This window comes from Corynebacterium tuberculostearicum (assembly GCF_022347385.1).
In the GTDB taxonomy this organism is placed as follows: domain Bacteria; phylum Actinomycetota; class Actinomycetes; order Mycobacteriales; family Mycobacteriaceae; genus Corynebacterium; species Corynebacterium tuberculostearicum_M.
Genome location: NZ_JAKRDT010000001.1, coordinates 225,056 through 247,580, shown reverse-complemented (window position 1 = coordinate 247,580; position 22,525 = coordinate 225,056). Strand labels below are relative to the sequence as shown.

Annotated in this window: 20 protein-coding genes and 1 pseudogene; 12 read left to right on the top strand and 9 right to left on the bottom strand. The window is 57.6% G+C overall.

Going from position 1 to position 22,525, the window contains the following annotated elements; translation table 11 throughout:
- On the bottom strand, positions 1-187 hold a 187-nt coding region (locus MHK00_RS01160), incomplete at its 3' end, for a transposase (RefSeq protein WP_157844602.1).
- 78 nt (positions 188-265) lie between these two features.
- Positions 266-1,374: pseudogene (locus tag MHK00_RS01155) on the bottom strand (IS3 family transposase); the annotation flags it as partial.
- Between the two features lie 61 nt (positions 1,375-1,435).
- Between MHK00_RS01155 and MHK00_RS01150 the strand changes: the two are divergent.
- Positions 1,436-2,652 (top strand): IS3 family transposase gene (locus MHK00_RS01150; protein WP_250410095.1). Its coding sequence is split into 2 segments (ribosomal slippage): positions 1,436-1,697 and positions 1,697-2,652, totalling 1,218 coding nucleotides; the frame shifts between segments, so codons are not numbered across the junction.
- 149 nt (positions 2,653-2,801) lie between these two features.
- Here the strand turns inward: MHK00_RS01150 and MHK00_RS01145 are convergent.
- The 4 genes from MHK00_RS01145 to MHK00_RS01130 all read right to left on the bottom strand — a co-directional run bounded on the left by MHK00_RS01145 (position 2,802) and on the right by MHK00_RS01130 (position 6,359).
- Positions 2,802-3,386 (bottom strand): hypothetical protein, encoded by a 585-nt coding sequence (locus tag MHK00_RS01145; protein WP_150851826.1) that lies wholly within the window; start codon positions 3,384-3,386, stop codon positions 2,802-2,804.
- A gap of 221 nt (positions 3,387-3,607) precedes the next feature.
- Complete coding sequence (locus tag MHK00_RS01140) at positions 3,608-4,078, bottom strand: hypothetical protein (RefSeq protein ID WP_239194024.1); 471 nt, start codon at positions 4,076-4,078, stop codon at positions 3,608-3,610.
- Positions 4,079-4,344: 266 nt separating this feature from the next.
- Positions 4,345-6,111 (bottom strand): DEAD/DEAH box helicase, encoded by a 1,767-nt coding sequence (locus MHK00_RS01135; protein ID WP_250410094.1) that lies wholly within the window; start codon positions 6,109-6,111, stop codon positions 4,345-4,347.
- On the bottom strand, positions 6,108-6,359 hold the full coding sequence (locus MHK00_RS01130; protein ID WP_005325062.1) for a DUF3039 domain-containing protein: 252 nt from the start codon (positions 6,357-6,359) through the stop codon (positions 6,108-6,110). The genes MHK00_RS01135 and MHK00_RS01130 overlap by 4 nt, the downstream gene beginning before the upstream one ends.
- A gap of 137 nt (positions 6,360-6,496) precedes the next feature.
- On the opposite strand from MHK00_RS01130, the gene MHK00_RS01125 reads away from it, so the two are divergent.
- The 9 genes from MHK00_RS01125 (at position 6,497) to galE (ending at position 16,167) form a co-directional block, all read left to right on the top strand.
- Complete coding sequence (locus tag MHK00_RS01125) at positions 6,497-6,871, top strand: DUF3099 domain-containing protein (RefSeq protein ID WP_086587548.1); 375 nt, start codon at positions 6,497-6,499, stop codon at positions 6,869-6,871.
- 15 nt (positions 6,872-6,886) lie between these two features.
- A complete protein-coding gene (locus MHK00_RS01120) occupies positions 6,887-8,458 on the top strand; it encodes a DUF7782 domain-containing protein (RefSeq protein ID WP_250410093.1) in 1,572 nt (523 codons plus the stop codon).
- Positions 8,459-8,500: 42 nt separating this feature from the next.
- The gene (gene dtd / locus MHK00_RS01115; protein ID WP_250410092.1) at positions 8,501-8,944 is read left to right on the top strand and encodes a D-aminoacyl-tRNA deacylase; all 444 of its coding nucleotides are present in this window, start codon (positions 8,501-8,503) and stop codon (positions 8,942-8,944) included.
- A 358-nt stretch (positions 8,945-9,302) separates the two neighbouring features.
- Positions 9,303-10,718, top strand: coding sequence for an SLC5/6 family protein (locus MHK00_RS01110; protein WP_285439595.1), 1,416 nt, complete (start codon positions 9,303-9,305; stop codon positions 10,716-10,718).
- Positions 10,719-10,764: 46 nt separating this feature from the next.
- The gene (locus tag MHK00_RS01105) at positions 10,765-12,138 is read left to right on the top strand and encodes an L-serine ammonia-lyase (protein ID WP_250410091.1); all 1,374 of its coding nucleotides are present in this window, start codon (positions 10,765-10,767) and stop codon (positions 12,136-12,138) included.
- A gap of 157 nt (positions 12,139-12,295) precedes the next feature.
- Positions 12,296-13,081 carry a helix-turn-helix transcriptional regulator gene (locus MHK00_RS01100; protein ID WP_250410090.1) on the top strand — a complete coding sequence of 262 codons (786 nt, stop codon included), beginning with the start codon at positions 12,296-12,298 and terminating at the stop codon, positions 13,079-13,081.
- Positions 13,082-13,263: 182 nt separating this feature from the next.
- The gene (locus MHK00_RS01095; protein ID WP_005325073.1) at positions 13,264-14,277 is read left to right on the top strand and encodes a sigma-70 family RNA polymerase sigma factor; all 1,014 of its coding nucleotides are present in this window, start codon (positions 13,264-13,266) and stop codon (positions 14,275-14,277) included.
- Positions 14,278-14,499: 222 nt separating this feature from the next.
- Positions 14,500-15,177, top strand: coding sequence for a metal-dependent transcriptional regulator (locus MHK00_RS01090; RefSeq protein ID WP_040425254.1), 678 nt, complete (start codon positions 14,500-14,502; stop codon positions 15,175-15,177).
- Positions 15,178-15,180: 3 nt separating this feature from the next.
- Positions 15,181-16,167: a UDP-glucose 4-epimerase GalE gene (galE, locus tag MHK00_RS01085; protein ID WP_250410089.1), complete on the top strand. Its 987-nt coding sequence runs from the start codon at positions 15,181-15,183 to the stop codon at positions 16,165-16,167.
- A gap of 12 nt (positions 16,168-16,179) precedes the next feature.
- Here galE and MHK00_RS01080 read toward each other — a convergent pair whose 3' ends face one another.
- Positions 16,180-17,265, bottom strand: coding sequence for a DUF4192 domain-containing protein (locus MHK00_RS01080; RefSeq protein ID WP_250410088.1), 1,086 nt, complete (start codon positions 17,263-17,265; stop codon positions 16,180-16,182).
- A 242-nt stretch (positions 17,266-17,507) separates the two neighbouring features.
- Here MHK00_RS01080 and MHK00_RS01075 point away from each other — a divergent pair, with 242 nt between their 5' ends.
- The gene (locus MHK00_RS01075) at positions 17,508-18,572 is read left to right on the top strand and encodes a PAC2 family protein (RefSeq protein WP_250410087.1); all 1,065 of its coding nucleotides are present in this window, start codon (positions 17,508-17,510) and stop codon (positions 18,570-18,572) included.
- 34 nt (positions 18,573-18,606) lie between these two features.
- The gene (locus MHK00_RS01070; RefSeq protein WP_250410086.1) at positions 18,607-21,150 is read left to right on the top strand and encodes a DEAD/DEAH box helicase; all 2,544 of its coding nucleotides are present in this window, start codon (positions 18,607-18,609) and stop codon (positions 21,148-21,150) included.
- 88 nt (positions 21,151-21,238) lie between these two features.
- Here the strand turns inward: MHK00_RS01070 and ahpD are convergent, their stop codons facing one another.
- Complete coding sequence (gene ahpD / locus MHK00_RS01065) at positions 21,239-21,763, bottom strand: alkylhydroperoxidase, AhpD family (RefSeq protein WP_250410085.1); 525 nt, start codon at positions 21,761-21,763, stop codon at positions 21,239-21,241.
- A 97-nt stretch (positions 21,764-21,860) separates the two neighbouring features.
- On the bottom strand, positions 21,861-22,454 hold the full coding sequence (locus MHK00_RS01060) for a peroxiredoxin (protein WP_023021385.1): 594 nt from the start codon (positions 22,452-22,454) through the stop codon (positions 21,861-21,863).
- Positions 22,455-22,525: the final 71 nt, after the last annotated feature.

The window sequence follows — 22,525 nt, the reverse complement described above, 5'->3', positions numbered from 1 at the left end:
CACTCATCCCATCCGAGGCCCCTCGGCGTTCACGCTCGAGTTTGACCCACCGGCCTAAAAGCCCGGCGGAGACGCCAATCTCCTTAGCCACATGAGCGATCGGGCGCTCTGACTCGATTACAAGGTTCGCGGCTTCACGCCGGTACTCCGGCGTGTACTTCTTGCGCTGTTGACTCACAATGAACATCCTCTCCTACGGACACAAGATCCGTACAAATAGGGTGTCCACTAAACGAGGGTAACCTCAAGTTGGACTGGTTTAATTCTAGGCGGTGAGGGGTTCAAGGGCCTGATTCCGATATTGCATCGGGGTCAGGCCCTTGAGTCGTTGTTGGATGCGTTCGGTGTTGTACCACTGGATGTACTCGTCGATCGCTTGGGTGAATTCCTCGACGGTGTCAAAGACTTCCCCGTGGTACATCTCGGCCTTCACGTGCCCGAAGAAGTTCTCCATTACTGCGTTGTCGTAGCAGTTGGCTTTACGCGACATCGACTGGACACCGCCGTTGTCACCGATCAGGTTACGCCAGGAGGAATGCTGGTACTGGAATCCTTGATCGGTGTGCATCATCCACCCAGGCTTCGGCGCACAGGCCGCAATCGCCTTAGTCAAGGATTCGGCGGTAAACGCTGCCGTCGGCGATGTAGCCACGGTGTGGGCGACGATTGAGCGGTCGAACAAGTCCATCACCGGTGACAAATACACTTTTCGGCCTGCGACCCTAAACTCGGTGACGTCGCTGACAAAGACGGTGTTTGGCTTATCTGGGGTGAACTTGCGGTCAAGCTTGTTGTCAGCAATGCGACTTTTAGTTCCTGCGTAGGAAATATACGGTCTGCGTTGGCGGATCTTGGCCCGAAGCCCCATCTGGCGCATGAGTTTGTAAACGAGTTTGTGGTTGACCACCCAGCCCTTGTTGCGCAGGTCCAGCAACACTCGCCGGTAGCCGTAGCGATGCTTGTTAGCCTCGAAGCTTTCTAGGATCGCCTCCTTGATCGCAGCGTGCTTATCTGGCTCGCTGAGTCGTTTCTGGTGGTAGAAGAATGTCGCCCGCGGCATACCGGCTGCCTCTAGGAGGTCCTCCAAGCGGTGGTGAGACTTGAGGATGACGATCGCTTGGACTTTCAGGCGCGTCCCTGATTCCTCAAGTCCCGCAATTTTTTTAGGTAGGCATTTTCGGCCCGCAACCGTTCGTTTTCGCGACGTAGCTTATCTTCTTCAGAAAGCACTTTCGGCTTAGCTGAACCTTTAGGCCTGCCCTTCGGCTTCGGTTTTAAGGCGTCATCGCCGCCTTTGCGCCATTTCCGCGACCAATATCCAACCACTTGGTCTGACGACAGGCCAAACTCACGGGCAAGACTCATCTTTGACTCGTGAGGTTACCCTCGAGTAGTGGACACCCTATTTGTGCGGATCTTGTGTCCGTAGGAGAGGATGTTCATTGTGAGTCAACAGCGCAAGAAATACACGCCGGAGTACCGGCGTGAAGCCGCAAACCTGGTAATCGAGTCGCAGCGCCCGATTGCTCATGTGGCTAAGGAGATTGGTGTATCAGCCACAATTTTGGGCAGGTGGGTCAAACTCGAGCGTGAGCGCCGTGGAGCATCAGATGGGATGAGCGAGGCTGATCTTCGTGCTGAAAATGCTCGTCTGCGCCGTGAACTGGCGGAAGCCAAGATGGATAATGAGTTTTTGTCAAAAGCGACAGCCTTCTTCGCTGCGAAGCAACGCGAGCAGAAAAGTTCGAATTGATGCGGCAGGAGAAGGCAAACTACAGCATCAAACGTATGGCACGGCTATTAAAAGTGTCTCGGTCTGGATACTACAAATGGGCCCATACGCAGCAGAAGCGGCTATCCGGCGACGATGATCGCGCAGCATTCTACGACGATGTTGACCGCAAGATTCATCAGATTTGGTCGGACTCCGATCAGGTTTACGGTGCTCCGCGGATCACCGCAGAACTTACCGAGCGCTACCACATTGCGCTTAACCGTAAGACTGTGGCTAAACGAATGCGCATGATGAGCATTGAAGGGATTTCACCGCGGGCCTTTGTCCCAGTGACAACGGTCCAAGCCAAACGTAAGTCCACGCTTCCTGACCTGGTCAAGCGCATGTTTGATACCGGTGAGCTCAACCGAGTGTGGATGTCGGATATTACCTACCTGCGCACTGCTGAAGGCTGGTTGTATCTGTGTGCAGTCCGCGATGGCCATTCCCGCAGGGTACTGGGCTGGGCTATGGATAGCGTTCAAGATACATACCTGGTCGAACGGGCCCTGCGAATGGCGCATACGCTGCGCGGTGACGTGCCTGACGGGCTAGTGTTTCACGCTGACCGCGGAACCCAATTTACCAGCGAGAAGCTCTGGGAAATTTGCCGCAACCTGGGCATTGCTCAGTCCGTAGGGCGTACCGGTGTGTGCTTCGATAACGCGATGGCCGAGTCATTCTGGTCAACGCTTAAAACCGAGTTCTACGACCGTAAGCGCTGGGCGACCCGTGATGCCGCACGCAAGGCCGTTGCCTACTGGATTGAAGTCGTCTACAACCGCCGGCGCCGACACTCCGCACTCGGTATGGTAAGCCCCGTCGACTTCGAGAACCACATTGGTCTAACCACCAGCAGAAAAGAAATAGCTGCCTAACCACTAGGTAGCTCCACTACGTGTCCACGATTTGCGGGCAACCCCACGACTTCCACGAGACATAAAGACCCCCACATGCCTTCCAACCACGTATGTGGTCGGGGCTCGTGGGGGTTGCTAAATGCAGTGTGTGGGTATTTCCCTTACTGCTATGATGCGGTGCCCAGGGTGTCCTCCATGCAGGCCTGCTGCTGGGCAGGGTCCTGCATGTTCAGGCACTTGTCGGCGCCAGTGTCACCGAGAATCTTCACGCCGAAGGCCATGATGGCGATGGTGCCGGCCAAGGCCAAGATAGAGGTAACCAGGCCGACGACGGACATCCAGGTGCGGCGCAGCTCCTTCGGGCGCTTGCGGCCAACGACTAGGGCGATGATGGAAACGATAATGCCGATTGGGCCGAGCAGCAGCGGCGGAACGATCAGCAGCAGGGACAGCAGCGCGATAATGCCGATGACCAGTGCCCAGATAGCAACTGCGTTCTTCTTTGCCGGCTGGCTGCCGGCACCAGCGTAGGCCGGGTAGCCGGCGCCAGCGGCGGTTGCGTCCGTACCGTAAGCATCGTGGGAGGCGTGGTCGTGAGCGGTGTTGTCTACGCCGTAGTTGTTTGCGTCGTGGGTGTGCTCCTCGTTGGCCTTGGAGGTTGCCTCACCGTAGGAGGGCAGCTTGCCGGTGCTGTCGCTGCTAAATGGGTTCTTCGCGTTGTCCGGGTTCTCTGGGTTGTTCGGGGTGGTCATGTGGTTGGCCTCCTTGGGGCAGCCCTAATTGGGTGCTCTTTATCGAATATGTGATTCTAATAACTTACGCATTTGTAATCGCTTTCGGCCACGTTACTTACGGAACCTGTGAAATAACTGGCAACTACCGAGTGGCCGAGTTTGTGGGCGGTCGGGCCGCGGCAAGCCTTGCGCACCTCCACATGGGTGGGAGGATGCGATATTCGGCGTTTGGGAAACGCCTAGTTTTGAGTAGAACCGTTCAAGGAATCTTCCATGCAGGCTTGCTTTTGCGCTGGGTCATCGATGGTCGTGCACATTTCAGGGTCAGGCGTCATCGTCCAACCAATGTGCGTATACAAGTAAATTAAGAAAGCAACGGACAAGATTAAAGCGATAATTGAGGTAATCAAGCCGGCGATGGACATCCAGGCGCGGCGCAGCTCTTTTGGTCGCTTCTTGCCTTTTAGCAATGCGATGATGGAGACGATGATGCCAATCGGTCCTAGCAGCAGCGGTGGAACAACTAGGAGCAAAGACACCAGCGCAATGATGCCGATAATGAGAGCCCACACCGCAATCACGCTTTTCTTTTCGGCCGGGGAATAACCGTAACCGTCACCGCCACCGGCAAAGGCCGGGTATACCGCGCCTTCGGTACTGTCGGAATTCTTTCCGTTGCCCGGGGTGTGAGGGTCGTTCGGGGTGGTCATACGATTGGCCTCCTTGAGTGCAGCCCAAAAGCCATAATCGTGTTATTGCTAATCGTTCTATTGCTTTTAACTACGTTACCCACGCTGGCTGCGCATTGTACGGCGGTCGCTTTCTGGTAGAGCGCAGAAAAGGCCGGGCTGGGTGGACTCCGCGCTAGGAGTGCACTGCGCTAGAAGTGCACCGCACGAAAGGTACTGGAGTACTTTCCCAATCCGGCCCTGCTTTCTCTTGACTTTGACCATGACCGCCTACCACGTAGCGTCACCTACCACTTGCGCAGGTACTCGATGCGCTCGCGTAGCTGGTCGGCGTTGCAGAGCGCGGTGGGCGGTCCACCGCAGGCCTTACGGACCTCGGTGTGAATCGCACCGTGCGGGCGGCCCGAGCGCTGGGCAGCGATGGAGACAACTGTGTTGAGCTCTTTGCGCAGCTGGCCTAGCTCATCGACGACTCCGGTGTCGCTGGACTCAGACTCCACAGCCTTTTTCCGCGAGGCCGGCGCATAATCCATGCCGTAGAGCTTGCGTCGGTGAGCCTCCTCCGCCTCAGCAGCACGCCGCGCCTTTTCCTCCGCTTCGCGGCGGTCCATTTCTTCGGATTGCTTCTTGCGCAGCAAGTCTTTTACTTGGTCTGCATCCAGTAGCCCGGGAATACCTAGGAAGTCCGCTTCCTCATCGGTAGTCATATCCCCGGTATTGAACTGAGAACCGTTGTAGAGCAGTCCCGAAAACTCTGCTTCGGCACCAAGCGACTCATAAGACTTCTCCAGCATGTCTGGTTCGGTCTTTTTCTGATTCGCCTGCTCTAGCAGTTCGTCGTCCCAGCCTTCCTTGTCGGGCTTTTCTTCACCCAAGACGTGGTCGCGGGACTTTTCCATATTTTCCGCCAAGCCCAGCAGCACAGGAACCGATGGAAGGAAAACCGATGCCGTCTCACCCGGCATGCGCGAGCGCACGAAGCGGCCGATGGCCTGGGCGAAAAAGAGAGGAGTCGACGCCGAGGTAGCATAAACGCCCACCGCTAGGCGCGGGACGTCGACGCCCTCGGACACCATGCGGACTGCCACCATCCACTCATCGGTGGACTCAGAAAACTCCTGAATACGGTCCGAGGAGCCCGGATCATCAGACAAAATCACCGACACTGGCGTATTAGAAAGCTGTTTGAGGATCTTGGCATACGCGCGCGCAGTCGTCGTATCCGAAGCCAGCACAAGGCCGCCGGCATCCGGCATATTGCGCCGCATTTGCATCAGGCGGGTATGCGCCGCCTGCAGCACAGCAGGGATCCACTCACCCTTGGGGTCCAAGGCGGTGCGCCACGCTCGGGCGGTTTGCTCCGCATTCATAATGTCGCCCAAACGGGCTGCATGTTCCTCGCCGGCCGAGTCGCGCCAGCGGGCTTCGCCAGAGTAAGAAAGAAAGACAACGGGGCGCACGACGCCGTCGGCAAGCGCATCGCCATAGCCATAGGTATGGTCCGAGCGGGATACCTTGTGCCCCTCCCCATCGTCCACGTACTGGACGAATGGAATGGGCGAGTCATCGGAGCGGAAAGGCGTACCGGTCAAGGCCAGGCGGTGATTGACATCGTCGTAGGCTTCCTTGACGCCATCGCCCCAGCTCTTGGCGTCGCCTGCATGGTGAATCTCATCAAGGATCACCAAAGTGCGCCGAGCCGAGGCCACCGCGCGGTGCTTGAAGGGGTGCATACCCACCTGCGCATAAGTCACCACGATGCCGTCCATCGAGGGATTAACGGCGGAGGAATTGCTAAACGCCGGATCGAGAGCCAGACCCACGCGCGCGGCAGCGCTCGACCACTGGGTCTTGAGGTGTTCGGTAGGCACCACCACGATTACGCGCTCGACCGTACGGTCTTCCATGAGCTCGGTGGCAATGCGCAGGGCGAAGGTAGTCTTTCCGGCGCCCGGGGTCGCCACCGCCATGAAGTCCTGCGGCTTAGTGGCGAGGAATTTATCGAGGGCGGATTGCTGCCAGGCGCGAAGGTTAGTCTTTTTAAAAGTCCTCACTTGCGGCGCAGACCCTTATACACACGCTCACAATCGGGGCACACCGGAGAACCCGGCTTTGCCTGCTTGGTCACCGGGAAAGTTTCGCCGCACAGCGCAACGACGTACTTGCCGTTCACCGCGGAATCGAGGATGTGATCCTTTTTGACGTAGTGGAAGAACTTCGGCGTGTCATTATCCGTCGTCGAAGTGTCTTCACGAATATCTGGCCGTTCAATTGTCTTCGTAGTCGTAGTCACGCACTCCATTTTGCCGCATCGGCATCGAACTTTGCGAGTCAGGCGGCTACCCTTGGAGAACATGTACACGTCATGCACGCCAGCCACTGCGCCCCTCTCCCCTTATCGAGGGAACGCCGATGCGCACGAGGGGAGCCGAGTCTAGGTTGTTTGGCAAAAAAGAGCGCTACCTCATCACAGATGCCAAGCTCTCGCCTGGCCAGGACCGCAAGCGCCGCGAAATTCGGTATGGAATCTTCCAGTTTTTACGCGTTCCTTCCCTGCTCATCGCCGGCTTCTTCCTTTATATGCATTGGTGGCTTTTAGCCGCCATCATTGTGGGCGTGACTTTTCCCCTCCCCTGGATAGCCGTGGTGATTGGCAACGGCCGGGGAGAAAAGAAGGATAAGCGCGAGAAAAACGTGTACAAGCCAGCCATGAACCGGCAGCTTTATAGCCAGACCCACGCCCCACAGGTATCCGGCGGCACTGCCCGGCCTATTGAGGCACACCACGACATCATTGATCACGAAGAAGAGTAAAGGATTCCTGCCTACATGACGACCGCTTTTGGCCCCGACTTTGATGCCACCGCGCTAGCCACGCTGGCCGCAGAGCTTTCCGACGTCTTTACCGCCGCCGGTTTTACTACCGATGGCGTAGCCGGGCACCTAGGTCCGGAAGTTACCGAGGCCCTCTTCCGCGGCGAACCCGCACCAGTTGCGCTCGCCGCGCACAGCGAATCTCAATTGGATCTTTTGATCCGCTTCTTCCTCCTTCATGAGCACCTGCCGGCCACGCTTTTGGGCGAGGCGGTAGGCGCGCGCCTGGCTACCCAGTTGCTCGATGCCAATGTTGCGCTTGCTGACGCCCATGGCAAGGCCTACATCGCCCTCGATATCCGCCCGCACACCATCGTTGGCGCCAACCGTCTCATCTTCTCCGACGTCGACGCCTCCTTGGTCGACCACGTACCCGGCCCAGACCACGTGCTTGGCGTCGGCGCGGCAAGCCTCTCCCTGCTGCAATCCACGCCAGTAAGCCCAGTGGGCAGCGTCTTAGATCTAGGCACTGGCTCGGGCGTCCAATTGCTGGGGCAGCTCGATTGCGCTGAGAAGATTACCGCCACCGACGTGCATGAGCGTGCGTTGGAATTGGCCGAGGCTACCATTGCCGCTACTGGCGATAGCGAGAAAGTGGAATTGCTGCAAGGTTCGTGGTTCGACCCCGTAGCCGGCCGCCGCTTTGACCGCCTCGTAGCTAACCCACCTTTTGTTGTTGGCCTTCCCGAAGTTGGCCACGTCTACCGCGATTCCGGGTTAAATCTGGACGGTGCCAGCGAGCTGGTTGTCTCTCGGGCCACCGATCACCTAACCCCCGGCGGAACGGCTCACCTTCTGGCAGCTTGGGTACACACCAGCGGCGAGACCTGGCAGCAACGCGTTGCTTCCTGGCTGCCGGACAAAGGAATTGCCGCCTGGATCATCCAGCGCGACGTAGCCGATCCCGCACTCTATGTGTCCACCTGGCTCGAGGATGAATCCCTGGATGTACGCTCCCCTGAAGGACAAGAGCGCTCTCGCGCCTGGCTGGAGCATTTCCAGCAGCACGAGGTCAATGGCATTGGCTTTGGTTTTGTGGCTATCCAACGCATCGGCGACGATGAACCTGCCGATATCTTGGCCGAAGAAATGCCGCAGGCCTTTAGCGACCCACTTGGCCCTGAAGTAGAAGAATACTTTGCCCGTGTAGCGTGGTTGCGCGACCTAGTACCCGGTGAGCTACAGGGAAAGCACTTCCAGGTACGCCCGGGGCTGGCACGCGAAGATATCAGCTCCCCAGATGCGGAATTGGGACAGGGCTTTACCCGGGCCGCTCTACGTCTTACTCGCACCGACGGTCCGCGCTGGAGCCACGAAGTAGATGAACACATCACTGCCATTGTCGCCGGACTCAACCCACAGGGCTTAAACCTAGAAGAAACCATTGGCCTGTATGCGGCGGCGCATGGTTTCGACGAAGAAGAACTCACCGCAGCCGCCCTACCCGCCGTAATCGATATGGTCCGACATGGCCTGCTTATCCCAGCTGATCTCCTCTTGGATACGGATTCGCCGGACCTTAGCTAAATCCACACTGTCCCCCACTCGTTATATAAGGAGAAGTAAACCATGCGCGCAGTTTTGACTCGGGTATCAGAGGCCACAGTGATCGTCGATGGAGAAACCGTAGGAGCCATCGATTGCCCCGAAACCGGTGGTCTTCTCGCTCTAGTTGGTGTCTCGCGCGAGGATATGGATGATTGGCAGCCCCGCGCTGAGAAAATGGCACGCAAGATTGCAGAACTGCGCATTCTTGATGGCGAAGTCTCAGTCATTGACGCCGGAGCGCCCGTGCTTGTGGTGAGCCAATTTACTTTGTACGGCCGCACTGCCAAAGGGCGGCGCCCTTCGTGGGCGGATGCCGCTCCAGGACCCGAGGCCGAACCGGTCATCGCGGCGATTATTGCGCACCTCAGGGACCGCGGCGTGTCAGTAGAAACAGGCCAATTCGGGGCTAAAATGCGCGTTTCCTCTGTGAACGAAGGACCGTTCACCGTCTTGGTAGAGACCTAGCCCGCACCCTTCATTTCCACCCCACGATATCTGAAAATCGTGTTAAGCAGGCCCCTTTACAAACGATTCCGTGACCCAAACCACTTTTCCGGATTTTGTGTAGAGCAAGCCATAAAGCACTGCGGAATGCAAATTCTCAGAGGGTGATAAATGCCCTACTCGCAGTGCAATAATTTATTATCACCCTGCAAGATTTTGTTCTATACTGAAGGCACAGCGAAGCAAAAGGGCTGGATATGCAGGATGCGAGATAATTTCTCAAAATCCTACAAACGCAAAATTGAGTGAGAAAATTTTTCTCAATCATGGTTGCAGAAGCCCAAACGCTTCGGCCGACCAACTAGATGTAGGAAAGAAAATGTCCCACTCAATCACGCGGCGCAACAAAGCCCAGCACCCAGAAAACCAGGCTGAGATGCCCCAGGATCTCAAGACCTCCAAGACAGCTCCCTCCTCCAAGGAATCCGCACCAGCCCCTGGCATTGATACCCCGTTCGATGGCCAGAAGGGGGCACCGAAGTGGAATAAGGAAGACACCGTATGGATGCTCTCCCTGTTCGGCACCGCAATCGGCGCCGGCGTCCTCTTCCTCCCCATCAACGCCGGTATCGGCGGCATCATCCCACTGATCATCATGACGGTGGTAGCACTGCCAATGACCTTCTGGGCTCACCGCGGATTAACCCGCTTGGTGCTTTCCAGCTCCAAGCCAGACGGTGACCTCACGGACGTCGTCGAGGAACACTTTGGCAAGAAGGCCGGCGTTCTGATGAACATCCTGTACTTCCTGTCGGTCTACCCCATCCTGCTGGTTTACTCGGTAACCATCACCAACACGGTCAACTCCTTCTTGGAGCACCAGCTCGGAATCACCCCGCCGGAGCGCTGGCTTACCTCCCTCCTGCTAGTAGGCGGCCTCATCCTGGTCGTCCGCATGGGCAAGGACGTCGTAGTTCACGTCATGTCCTACCTGGTCTACCCATTCATCGGCATCCTGGTTCTGCTTTCCCTCTACCTCATCCCGAAGTGGAATACCGCACTCTTTGATTCCTTCGACCTCAACGTTGCTCGCGAGGCTTCTGGCCACAGCATGGGCGTTACCCTGATGCTGCTGGTTCCGGTTATGGTCTTCTCCTTCAACCACTCCCCAATGATTTCCTCCTTCGCCGTTGACCGCCGCCAGACCTACGGCAAGTTCGCTGAGGCCAAGTCCCGCAAGACCTTGCTCCGCGCAGAAATCCTCATGGTCGCCGTGGTTATGTTCTTCGTCTTTTCCTGCGCTCTGAGCCTCTCCCCGGCTGACATGGCAGAAGCTAAGGCACAAAACATCACCATCCTGTCTTACCTGGCCAATCACTTCGATACCCCACTTATCCAGTGGATTGCACCAATCATCGCCATGATTGCAGTTGCTAAGTCCTTCCTCGGCCACTACCTCGGCGCAGCCGAAGGCTTCGAAGGCCTCGTCATCAAGGGCAGCAAGAACGCAAGCAAGGACGACGCAGAGTCCGCCCACAAGCTCGATACCATCACCCTCATCTTCATGCTGGTCACCGCTTGGCTCGTCGCTTGGGCTGACCCATCCATCTTGGGCATGATTGAAACCCTGTGTGGCCCGACGATTGCCATCATGCTCTTCATCATCCCAATGGTCGCCATTCACAAGGTTCCTGCGCTGAAGCGCTACAAGGGCAAGGCTTCCAACTACTTCGTCTTCTTCATGGGCCTCGTCGCCCTGGCAACCATCATCTACTCCATCGTCCAGGCTTTCTAAGCACCGCCGCAGACGAGAAAATCGCAGAGGATTCAAGGAAAGAACAATGTTCATCAGCATCTTCGATATGTTCAAGATTGGCATCGGCCCCTCAAGCTCACACACTCTTGGGCCAATGAAAGCCGGCAAAGCTTTCGTGGACGAGCTCAAGGAAAAGGACCTCTTTGACAAGGTCACTCGAGTTCAGGCAAATGTCTACGGCTCCCTCTCCCTCACGGGAATCGGCCACTCCACCGACAAGGCCATCCTTCTCGGCCTCGCTGGTGAAGAGCCAGAGACGGTTGATATCGACGGCATCTCCGAATTCATGAAGAACGTCCGCAGCAGCGAGAAGCTCATGCTGGGCGGCTCCCACGAGGTAGAATTCCCCAAGGACGGCGGCTTCTTCTTCCATGACGAGTACCTCCCGATGCACGAAAACGGCATGTGCCTTATCGCCTTCGCTGGCGAGGAAGACATCCTGCACAAGACCTACTACTCAGTCGGCGGCGGTTTCATCGTCAAGCAGGAAGACTTTGCCAAGCGCACGGACGCCAAGGTTGATATCCCCTTCCCATACGCCAGCGCCGCAGAGATGCTTGAGCTGTGCGAGAAGAACAACATGACCCTCCCGGAGCTTGGCCTTGCCAACGAGTTGGCACTTCGTTCCGAAGAAGAGGTCAACGAGCACCTGCGCAAGGTTCGCGATGTCATGTACACCGGCATCAAGCGCGGCTCCGCTACCGACGGCCCGCTCCCAGGTTCCCTGCTGGTCCCCCGCCGCGCCGCTGCCCTCAAGCGCCGCTTGGAGCAGTCCGAACCGCATGATGGTCTGAACATCCTCAGCTGGGTCAACATGTTCGCACTGGCCATCTCCGAGGAGAATGCATCCTGCGGCCGCGTTGTTACCGCTCCTACGAACGGCGCCTGCGGCGTTGTTCCGGCAGTACTGGCTTACTACGACAAGTTCGTTGAGCCCGTTACCACCGAGATGTTTGCTGATTACATCTTCGCCTGCAACCAGATTGCTTCCCTGTACAAGATGAACGCTTCCATCTCGGGCGCTGAGGTCGGCTGCCAGGGAGAAGTTGGTGTAGCGTGCTCCATGGCTGCTGGCGGTCTCGCCCAGCTCATGGGCGCTACCCCAGAGCAGGTATGCATCGCAGCTGAGATTGGCATGGAGCACAAGCTAGGCCTGACCTGTGACCCAGTCCTTGGACAGGTTCAGGTACCCTGCATTGAGCGCAACGCTGTCGCTGCCGTTGACTCCATCACAAGCGCCCGCATGGCGCTGGAGCGCGAGAGCAAGCCATGTGTTTCTTTGGACGAAGTCATCTGGACCATGTATAAGACTGGTAAGGATATGAACGCCAAGTATAGGGAGACCTCACAAGGTGGCCTGGCTCTAGCAGTTCACCCACCAGTTCCGGTGTGCGGATAGAGACCACCCTATAAAGAAGCGATGAGCCGGGTGAGCACAGCGCTAAGCCGCTTGTGTTCACCCGGCTTTCTTGGCGCTACTCCCCCCTTTCGCCTATTCGCTTCCGTGTGATATCTTCTCTATAACCTGACAGGAATTAAAGGACATGCTTCAGCTAATGAACTTCCCTAGCGGCAATGCCTCCGAAGACAACTTCCTCGAGCAGTACATTCCCCTCGTCGAATTCCTCGGTAAGGCAATGGGCCCCAACACCGAAATCGTACTTCACGATCTCGACGTCCCCGATAAATCCATCATGGCCATCGCCAACGGCCACATCTCCGGCCGGCAGCTAGGCGGCCCGGTGACCGATTTCGCTTTGTGGTTTATGAAACAAGGCGATGCCGCAGCAATACCCATGATGACCGGCTACCGCGCCGTCAATGCGGAAGGCAAGATTTGCCGCTCTTCAAGCTACTTCATCCGAGATGACTCCGGCCATATGCGCGGCATGCTGTGCATCAATGTTGATGTCTCCGAGTTGGTACACATTCGCGATGCTGCCGCCGCACTTATCGGCAACGCCGATGATCCCGCATTTGATAAGTCAAAGGCCTTCGGCGGCTACCCCGGCGCAGAGGAGCAACCCCAGCGCCCCGTAGCGGTACCTGACCCAGTTCCAGAAGAAGTAGCTGAAGAGACTGCAGAAGAGCCTGAAAGCGAAGAAGTAAGCGAGTCTCTGCGTTCTAACGTGGAGCACCTTCTCGATTCCATGCTGAACTCTGCGATTTCCAACCAGAGCACGCCAGTTCCTCGCATGCAGCGCGAAGAGCGTCTCGAGGTGGTTTCTGACCTTGAGGATGCAGGATTCTTCCTTCTTAAAGGCGGAATTGCCGCAGCTGCAGAGCGCCTCGGCGTATCTGAGCCCACCATCTACCGCTACCTCGTACAGGTGCGTGGATAGTAGTTCCACATTTCTAGCTACTCGCCGCTCGTAGCCGTTCCCCGTGGTACCTCTCCCCCGAAAAGGTGGAGTTGTACCACGGGGAACAACTGTTTTTAATGATTCTCTCCGCACCGGGAACTAAATCGCTACAGACTCCGTTGTACTTTGTGAAACCGGCGACAAATTCAGGAGGCTTCACTATGACGAAGACATCTGCCACCACCGCCAAGGGCACTTCAAGTGCCACTACTGATGAAGAACAGGAAGTAGACCGCGGATCTCGCCGCAACCAAACCAACGATAACCCTTCTGCCGACCTCGTCCGCGTTTATCTCAACGGCATCGGCAAGACCGCACTGCTCAGCGCGGAAGATGAGGTAGAACTCGCTCAGGCCATCGAGGTTGGTCTGTACGCGGAGTACAAGCTGAATAACGCAGAAAAGCTCACCCGCGCGGAAAAGCGCGACCTTAAGATCCTCGCCCGTGAAGGCAAGAAGGCACGCTCCCACCTGCTCGAAGCCAACCTGCGCCTCGTTGTCTCGCTGGCAAAGCGCTACACCGGCCGCGGTATGCCACTGCTGGATCTCATCCAGGAGGGCAACTTGGGCCTTATCCGCGCAATGGAGAAGTTCGATTACGCCAAGGGATTTAAGTTCTCCACTTATGCCACGTGGTGGATCCGCCAGGCAATTACCCGCGGCATGGCTGACCAGTCCCGCACCATTCGCCTCCCCGTCCACTTGGTGGAGCAGGTAAACAAGCTTTCCCGCATTAAGCGCGAGATGTATCAATCCTTGGGCCGCGAAGCTACTAACGAGGAGCTTTCGGAAGAATCCGGCATTGATGAGAACAAGATTGAGATGCTGCTGCGCCAGTCGCGCGATCCGGTCTCTCTCGATATGCCGGTAGGTACCGATGAAGAAGCTCCTTTGGGTGACTTCATCGAAGACGCGGAAGCTACCGATGCTGAAACTGCGGTCGTCGCTTCTATGCGCCACTCCGATATCCGCGGCGTGATTGACACCTTGGAAAAGCGCGAGCAGGACGTCATCCGCCTACGCTACGGCCTCGATGATGGTGTTCCGCGCACCTTGGATCAGATTGGTCGCCGCTTCGGCCTCTCGCGCGAGCGTGTACGCCAGATTGAGCGCGAAGTCATGGCTAAGCTGCGCGATGGCAACCGCGCCGATCGCCTGCGCGAGTACGCTTTGTAATCCACGCCTACTGTATTCGGCAGCACACCCTCTCCCCGGGCCCATTTGGCAACGTACCGCCATGGGCTCGGGGTTTGGCGTTGATAAGGCATCGGCTTGGTTCCTAGCGGCGAGCCAAGCCTTAGGTAGGCTAATCTGGACTGCAGAGTCTAGAAAGCGCTTTCCCGTTCTTGGGCGGGACTATAGCCGCGTAACTGTATTCACACAGAAAGGTATGCCCACGTGAGGGACCTAGTTGATACAACGGAGATGTATCTGCGGACCATCTACGAGCTAGAGGAAGAAGGCATCACTCCCCTGCGCGCCCGCATTGCGGAGCGTTTGGAGCAATCTGGGCCTACGGTTTCTCAGACTGTAGCTCGCATGGAGCGCGATGGCCTTTTGCACGTGCGCACCGACCGCAGTTTGGATCTCACGGACAAGGGCCGCGACCTAGCTACCGCAGTCATGCGCAAGCACCGGTTGGCAGAGCGTTTGCTTACCGACGTCCTGGGGCTCGACATTGCCAAGGTCCACGACGAGGCCTGCCGGTGGGAGCACGTCATGAGCGAAGAGGTGGAAAAGCGCATGGTCGCCGTTCTCGATGATCCGACGCGGTCGCCTTTTGGCAATCCTATTCCGGCGCTGTCTGCACTTGGCTTCGAAGTTCCGCAGCCGGACCAGGGCACCCGCGCGGTCGATCTCCCCAATGGCGAGCAGGTCTCCGCTACCGTCATACAGGTCAATGAAATCCTGCAGGTTGATGATGGCACCTTCCAAGAGCTCACCGATGCTGGAATCCGAGTGGGCGCCAAGGTGTCTGTAGTCAATAACAGCGGCACGATTACACTGTCGACACCGGAAGGTGGCAGCGTCGTGCTTTCCGACGATTTGGCGCACGCCGTGCGCGTGGAGGTATAACCCATGAAGCTTCTCGTCACAGGTGGCGCCGGCTACGTGGGCAGCGTCTGCGCCGCAGTATTAGTCGAACAAGGCCATGACGTAACCATCATCGATAATTTCTCCACTGGCAACCATGAGGCCGTTCCGGAAGCCGCCCGCGTCATCGAGGGCGATGTCGCGGACAAGGCTGCCGATGTCCTGGGCGAAGGTGGCTTCGAAGGCGTCATTCACTTCGCTGCGCGCTCCTTGGTGGGCGAATCCGTGGAAAAGCCTGATGAGTACTGGCAGCACAACGTCGTTACTACCCTGACGCTGCTTAATGCCATGCGGGATAACGACGTCAAAAACCTCGTCTTTTCCTCCACCGCTGCAACCTACGGTGAGCCCGACCAGGTCCCGATTACGGAAGACATGCCGACCCAGCCCACCAATCCTTATGGTGCGACCAAGCTGGCCATCGACTACATGATCACGTCCTTTGCCCACGCCTACGGCCTGGGCGCTACCTCGCTGCGCTATTTCAATGTGGCTGGCGCCTACGGAAATATTGGCGAGAACCGCGAGGTAGAAACCCACCTCATCCCCATCGTGTTGCAGGTTGCTTTGGGCCACCGCGATAAGATCTTCATGTTCGGCGATGACTGGGATACCGCAGACGGCACCCCAGTGCGTGACTACATCCATATCCGCGATCTAGCCGACGCCCACGTGCTTGCCCTCGAGTCCAATGAATCTGGCACCCACCGCATTTACAACTTGGGTTCTGGCGATGGGTACTCCGTCAAGCAAGTCATCGAGATGTGTCGCAAGGTCACCGGCCACGATATTCCGGCTGAGGTGGCGCCGCGCCGCGCGGGCGACCCAGCTACGCTCATCGCTTCCTCTGAGAAGATTCAACGCGAGCTCGGGTGGAATCCCACCCGTACGGACCTGGAAACCATCGTCACCGACGCGTGGAACTTCACCCGACAGCTTGGTGATAAGGCACATTCCGCAAAGCGGTCCTAGACGCCACGCGTGTTAGGCGGGGCTGTCAACGCGGAGCCCCGCCGCTTCGCGGGCTAGCTCGCAACCATGGCATAGGCTGGAGACCAACCGCTTTCCCATGCCACTGCGATATCCCTGCGCTATGAGGCGCCCCAAATTGTGATGGGGCGCCTCTTCTACCACTACGGAAAGCGCCGGACCGGCATAAATTCCGAATTCGTGGGACACCTGGCTAGCAGCATATAAAGCTAGGGCGTTATAGCGAATAGACCCCTGGAATGTACGGGCTACCGCCAATAACAGGTCTCCTGCTTCCTGCGGTGCGGAGACGAGCTCCGCAATGACTAGGTCACGGGTCCAGGTGGTAGACATCCACATGGCTGCCACGCACAACAATTCTTCATTTTCTAGGGTTTCCTCCAGCGATTCGACCTCGCTGAGCACATAGCGCACATCGGCGATGAGGTGTTTGACCACCTGCACTGGATCTGTGGTGCCGTATCCGTGCCCGGCGCGCAATTGGCGGGCAATCTCTTCGGCGCATCGCTCCATGGCCCTAATCTCTTCTTCCCCAAAGTATGGGTTCGGGTCCTTGAAGCGCTGGACCAAGTCATGACGGTTCAGTTCCGGAAGCATGCCATTATTCACGCAGGCGCGCATCGTGTGGCTCGTCGAGATGGCGGGTATGGTTCCTTCCATCCAATTCTGCAGCGGGCCCTCGCCGCTTTCTGTGGCGTGGCCAAAGATGAGGTCATAGGCGGTATCGGTGGATAGTTCTTCGGCCAGCCAGCAGGCATCGATGCCCATACCTGTCCGGTCTTGGAAATGGTAAAGAGACTGCAGAATATCCCAAAGCTCTCCCTCCTCGCGTTGGGAGAGCACGAAGCAGAAGTTGATTTCGGGATTTCCGCAGTGAAACGCTTCCATCACTTCGTGCAGGGCACCAGGCACATCGTGCAGATCGAGGCGGGCTACTGGTCCGATGCTGTGTCCGCGTTGGCTGGGTTGGATGGAGATGAGGATGACTGATTCAGTGGGAAAGAATCCGAGGATTCCTGGGATATTGGCGAGGATATCGCCGGGTGTACGGATGGGCTGAGTTGGTGTTGTGATGTCCATGGCCCTAGCTTCAACCACGCGCGCAACTGTGCATAGGCCAAAAAGAGCTAGGTAGTGGGGATCTGTGGATAGGTGGGGTGAAAGGGGCGTCGGCAAGCGGCTTTCCACACCCCGCCCGGGATTGCGCTGGCAATGCGCAGCGGTTTGGGGCACAATTGTTTATTTAGCCTCGCAGTGCGCGCGGGAATAGTAAGCACGCACGCGGCGTTGGGGTAGGTAAGAAAGCAAGGAGGTAACACAACATGCACGAAGAAGATCGCCGCATGTATGAGCTGGAATATCCGGCTCCGGTGATTAGGGATGATTCCGGTGACGGACAAGGCCCCACCATGATTGTTGCCATGCACGGATATGCTGACGCTGGCCAGGCCATTGAGGCAAGTGCTGACCACCTGAAGGCCGCTTTGGAAGGCCGTCAGCTGGCATCGTTTAACTCTGATGAGCTGATTGATTACCGCTCGCGCCGCCCAGCCATCACGATTGATAAGGATCGGGCGCTGGAAATCGAGTCCATGGATCTTGGTATTAAGGTCCTGCGCGATAATTCCGGCAAGACCTTCCTACTGCTGTCTGGCCCTGAACCAGACATGCGCTGGGAGGCGTTCACTACGGCCGTGGTGAAGCTGGTGGAAAAGTTCAATATTGAAGACACCATCATGCTCTATGCCGCGCCGATGCCGGTGCCGCATACCCGCCCCACGGTGGTCACGGCCCATGGCACCTCCTCCCGCTTGACCGAGCACATGCTCTCGATGGATTCCACCATGATGGTGCCAGGCTCCGCCGCGCTGTACTTGGAAAAGGCTCTGGCGGATAAGCACCGCACGGTGGCTGGATATACCGTCCACGTGCCGCATTATTTGGCCGCTTCGCCTTATCCGCAGGCCACGTACCAGTTGTTGGATTCGGTGGCTCGGGCGGCGCGCCTCAATATTCCTTTAGGCAGCATTGAGGCCGATATTTCTCGCGTGGAAAACCAGCTGGAGGAGCAAGTTGGTGGCTCGGATGAGATTGAAAGCGTAGTCCAACAACTCGAGCAGCAGTATGACGCTTATATGGAGCGCTACCGCAAGGAGCATCCACAGGCGATCATGCCCGGCGAGGAGCCCATGCCTACCGGTGAGGAAATCAGCGAGGAGTTCCAGGCATTTTTGGCTTCCTTGGATGAAGAAGAAAGCCAGCAGATCATCAATACCGAGATCGATGACCGCGAAGATTCCGCCGAGGAGGAAGGCCCGCAGTCCGATGATGGCAAGGACGGCCCTGATTCTGCTTCGGGCGAGGGCGACTTAGGCGACGATATCTAACTAACCCGCCCCCATCGCCGCTAAGGTGGTGGGGGTGAACTTATCTCAGCTGCTGCCAGATTTAACGGAAGTACCCGAGTCCCTCGTAGACGAGGCAATTTGGGATACCTTTACCTCGTGGACTACCGGCCGGGGTATCAATTTGTACCCGGCGCAGGAAGAAGCCTCGCTCGGTATTTTGGCCGGCGATAATGTTATCCTCGCTACTCCTACGGGCTCGGGAAAGTCCATGGTGGCTAATGCTGCACACTTCATTGCCCTAGCTCGTGGCCATCGCAGTTTCTATACCGCGCCGATTAAGGCCCTTGTGAGCGAGAAGTTCTTTGCCCTGTGCGATATCTTCGGCGCCGAGAATGTGGGCATGATGACTGGCGACGCCACCGTTAATGGCAACGCCCCCATCATCGCCGCCACCGCCGAGATTGTGGCTAATATCGCGCTGCGCGACGGCGCCGAGGCCAATATAGACCAGGTAGTGATGGACGAGTTCCACTACTACTCCGAGCCGGACCGCGGTTGGGCCTGGCAGGTTCCGTTGCTGGAATTGCCCAAGGCGCAGTTCCTGCTCATGTCCGCCACTCTGGGCGATACTCAGTGGCTAGAAGAGGATCTCACCCGCCGCACCGGCCGCGCCACCAACCTCGTCGCCGGCACCACGCGGCCTGTACCGCTGGACTTTTCCTATGTCTTTAGCGCGGTGCACGAGACCATCGAGGAGCTCTTGGCCGATAAGAAAGCACCCATCTACGTGGTGCACTTCTCGCAGCGTGAAGCGGCCGAGCGCGCCCAGGCGCTTACCTCTCTTTCGGGGATCATAACCAAGGAAGAAAAGGAAGCGATTGCTCAAGAAATAGGTGGGTTCCGCTTCACCACTGCCTTTGGCAAGGATCTGTCCAAGCTCTTGCGCAAGGGCATCGGCATCCACCACGCGGGTATGCTGCCCAAATACCGCCGATTGGTAGAGCGCCTGGCACAAAAGGGCTTGCTCAAGGTCATTTGCGGCACCGATACCTTGGGTGTGGGTATTAACGTGCCCATCCGCACCGTGCTGATGACTGGGCTTGCCAAGTTCGACGGCCAGCGCCAACGCATCCTCAAATCGCGCGAATTCCACCAGATTGCCGGCCGCGCCGGCCGCGCCGGCTATGACACCGAGGGCACTGTGGTGGTCGAGGCCCCCGAGCACGAGATTGAAAATGCCAAGGAACGCCGCCGCATCGGCGATGACCCCAAACGCTTGAAGAAGCTCAAGAAGAAATCCGCCCGAGAAGGTGAGGTGTCCTGGTCCGAGAAGACCTTCGCGCGCCTTACTGAGGCTGAACCGGAGCAACTGACCTCTCAGTTCCGCGTATCTAATTCCATGCTGCTCAACGTCTTGGCACGCCATGGCAATGGCTATGACCACATGCGCCACCTGCTGCGGGACAATCACGATAACCGCAGCAAGCAGAATAAAGACATCCTCACCGCACTCGATCTCTTCCGCGGGCTAGTAGATTCCGGCGTGGTGCAAAAATCGACCAAGGGATTAGATATCTACGGTCGCCCCTACCATTTGGTGCGAGAGCTGCCGCGAGACTTTGCGCTCAATCAGCCGCTGGGCCCATTCGCGCTGGCGGCGCTCTCGCTGCTGGATCCGGAGGCAGAAACCTATAACCTGGACGTCATTTCCGTGTTCGAGGCCATCCTGGATGACCCGCGCCAGGTGCTCATTGCCCAGCAGAAGCAGCGCCGCGGCGAAGAGATCGCCGCGCTGAAGGCGGACGGGGTGGACTACACCGACCGCATGAATATCGTAGAAGACATCACCTGGCCAAAGCCGCTCGAGGAGCTATTGGAGCAGGCCTACGATACTTTCGCTGAAACCAATGCGTGGGTCAAGGAATTCGATCTGCGGCCTAAGTCCGTGGTGCGCGACATGCTCGAGAACGCCATGACCTTCTCGGATCTGGTCGCCACCTACGGCTTGGCCCGCTCCGAGGGGGTGATTTTGCGCTACCTGACCGACGCCTGGCGCACCCTTAAGCAATCCATTCCGGACGAATACAACACGCCAGAACTCGAAGACATCGTTGTCTGGCTAGGTGAGCTTATCCGCCAGGTGGATTCCTCGCTTGTCGACGAATGGGCGCAAATGGCCGGCGAAGACTCCCCCATCGACCAAGACACGGTGGACCGTGAGCTGGCCTTTGGCGTGGAGGACCCCACCGCGCTCACGGCCAATCGCCGCGCCTTTACCATCATGGTGCGCAATTACATGTTCCGCTTGGTGCAACTCTTTGCTTTGGAAAAGGAAGACCGCTTGGCGGAGCTGCTCGATTACTTGGACGAGGTGCCGGACTTCGGGGCTATCCTGGATGATTACTTCGATGAGTATGATGACATCGATTCCGGCCCCGAGGCCCGCGGCCCAGAGTACTTCCGCCTCGAAAATACTGACTCGCGAGCCTGGTCGGTGCGCCAGATCATCAAGGATCCAGACGGCGACCACGCCTACCAGTTCGTCGCTACAGTAGATCTAGACGCTTCCGATGAGGCCGGCGAAGTTCGCCTATCAGACCTGCGCGTGGAGTACTAGCCAGCGAAAACGACAAAGCCGCCCTGGCAGCCGCGCCCGGGGTAAGGGGGGCGTCGGCAAGCGCGAGGGCGGCTTTAGGCCGGCTACTTTAGCGTGCGGCCTCGATCTGGACAGCCTGTGCCACAGCCTGGACAACGGCCGCTACCTTGACGGCCTCCCAGACCTGATCCTTGCTCAGGCCGGCCTCATTGAGCTCGTGCGCGTGGGCACCCAGGCAGTGCTCGCAGCCATTGATAGCGGAGACTGCGGTATTCCACAGCTCGAAGTTGGCCTTGTCCACGCCCGGCTTGGAGATGATGTTCATGCGCAGGCCGAACTTAACCTGTGCATAGTCATCGCCCAACCAGCCCTTGGCGCGGTAGGCAACATTGTTCATAGCCATAACGGTGGCTGCGCCGTAGGCTGCCTCGATAGCTTCCTCAGACAGGTGCTCTTTTGCTTCCTCCGCAATCTCAGACAGCACGGTCTCATTGCGGGTTGCGGCGGCCGATGCCAGCAGGCAGCCCCAGAGCTGCTCCTCGTCCAAGTCCTTGGAACGGGTCAGGGCGCCCAGGTTGAGCTTCTGGTCCTTGGCGTACTCCGGCAGGGAAGACTTCAGATTATCAATAGACATAGCTTTTCTCCTTTGGGATTTTGATAGGAATTTGCTGTGCTGGATTTAAAAGGAAACCCCGCCACGAAAGCGGGGTAAACCTGCATCTCAGTGAGATTTAGAGCGCGGACTGAACGACGTCCATCTTGTTGATGTTCTTGGTTGGGTCGTTCTTCTCCCAGTTGCAAGCGCAGACCTCTTCGGACTGCAGGGCGTCGAGCACGCGCAGAACCTCGTCTACGTTGCGGCCGACAGCATCCGGGGTAACGGAGACGAACTGGATAACACCATCCGGGTCGATGATGAAGGTAGCGCGGTCAGCAACGCCATCAGCGTTTTCTACACCCAGTGCGCGGATGAGGTCGTGGCGCACGTCAGAGAACATCGGGAAAGGAACTTCCTTCAGCTCTGGGTGGGTTGCGCGCCAGTTGAAGTGAGCGAACTCGTTATCGGTGGAGCCACCGAGGATCTGGGTATCGCGGTCCTGGAACTCCTCGTCCAGCTTGCCGAAGGCAGCGATCTCGGTCGGGCAGACGAAAGTGAAGTCCTTCGGGTAGAAGAAGACGACCTTCCACTTGCCCTCGTACTTGTCCAGGGATACCTGCTCGAAGTAGTCCTCCGGCTGGTTAGCGTTAACGTCGTGTAGGTCGCCACCGGTCAGGGCGGTGAGGTTGAACTCTGGGAACTTCTCGCCGACGGTCAAAATAGGCATAGTCTTCAACTCCTTTAGCAAAGGCTTTTCCTCTAAGTGTCCTGCCGCTTGACGTACAAGCAGCAGGGCCG

Coding starts and splice junctions, on each gene's coding strand:
- MHK00_RS01095 (WP_005325073.1), top strand. CDS start 13,264: ATGACGAAGACATCTGCCACCACCGCCAAGGGCACTTCAAGTGCCACT.
- dtd (WP_250410092.1), top strand. CDS start 8,501: ATGCGCGCAGTTTTGACTCGGGTATCAGAGGCCACAGTGATCGTCGAT.
- MHK00_RS01080 (WP_250410088.1), bottom strand. CDS start 17,265: ATGGACATCACAACACCAACTCAGCCCATCCGTACACCCGGCGATATC.
- galE (WP_250410089.1), top strand. CDS start 15,181: ATGAAGCTTCTCGTCACAGGTGGCGCCGGCTACGTGGGCAGCGTCTGC.
- MHK00_RS01110 (WP_285439595.1), top strand. CDS start 9,303: ATGTCCCACTCAATCACGCGGCGCAACAAAGCCCAGCACCCAGAAAAC.
- MHK00_RS01060 (WP_023021385.1), bottom strand. CDS start 22,454: ATGCCTATTTTGACCGTCGGCGAGAAGTTCCCAGAGTTCAACCTCACC.
- MHK00_RS01075 (WP_250410087.1), top strand. CDS start 17,508: ATGCACGAAGAAGATCGCCGCATGTATGAGCTGGAATATCCGGCTCCG.
- MHK00_RS01100 (WP_250410090.1), top strand. CDS start 12,296: ATGAACTTCCCTAGCGGCAATGCCTCCGAAGACAACTTCCTCGAGCAG.
- ahpD (WP_250410085.1), bottom strand. CDS start 21,763: ATGTCTATTGATAATCTGAAGTCTTCCCTGCCGGAGTACGCCAAGGAC.
- MHK00_RS01120 (WP_250410093.1), top strand. CDS start 6,887: ATGACGACCGCTTTTGGCCCCGACTTTGATGCCACCGCGCTAGCCACG.
- MHK00_RS01140 (WP_239194024.1), bottom strand. CDS start 4,078: ATGACCACCCCGAACGACCCTCACACCCCGGGCAACGGAAAGAATTCC.
- MHK00_RS01145 (WP_150851826.1), bottom strand. CDS start 3,386: ATGACCACCCCGAACAACCCAGAGAACCCGGACAACGCGAAGAACCCA.
- MHK00_RS01130 (WP_005325062.1), bottom strand. CDS start 6,359: ATGGAGTGCGTGACTACGACTACGAAGACAATTGAACGGCCAGATATT.
- MHK00_RS01105 (WP_250410091.1), top strand. CDS start 10,765: ATGTTCATCAGCATCTTCGATATGTTCAAGATTGGCATCGGCCCCTCA.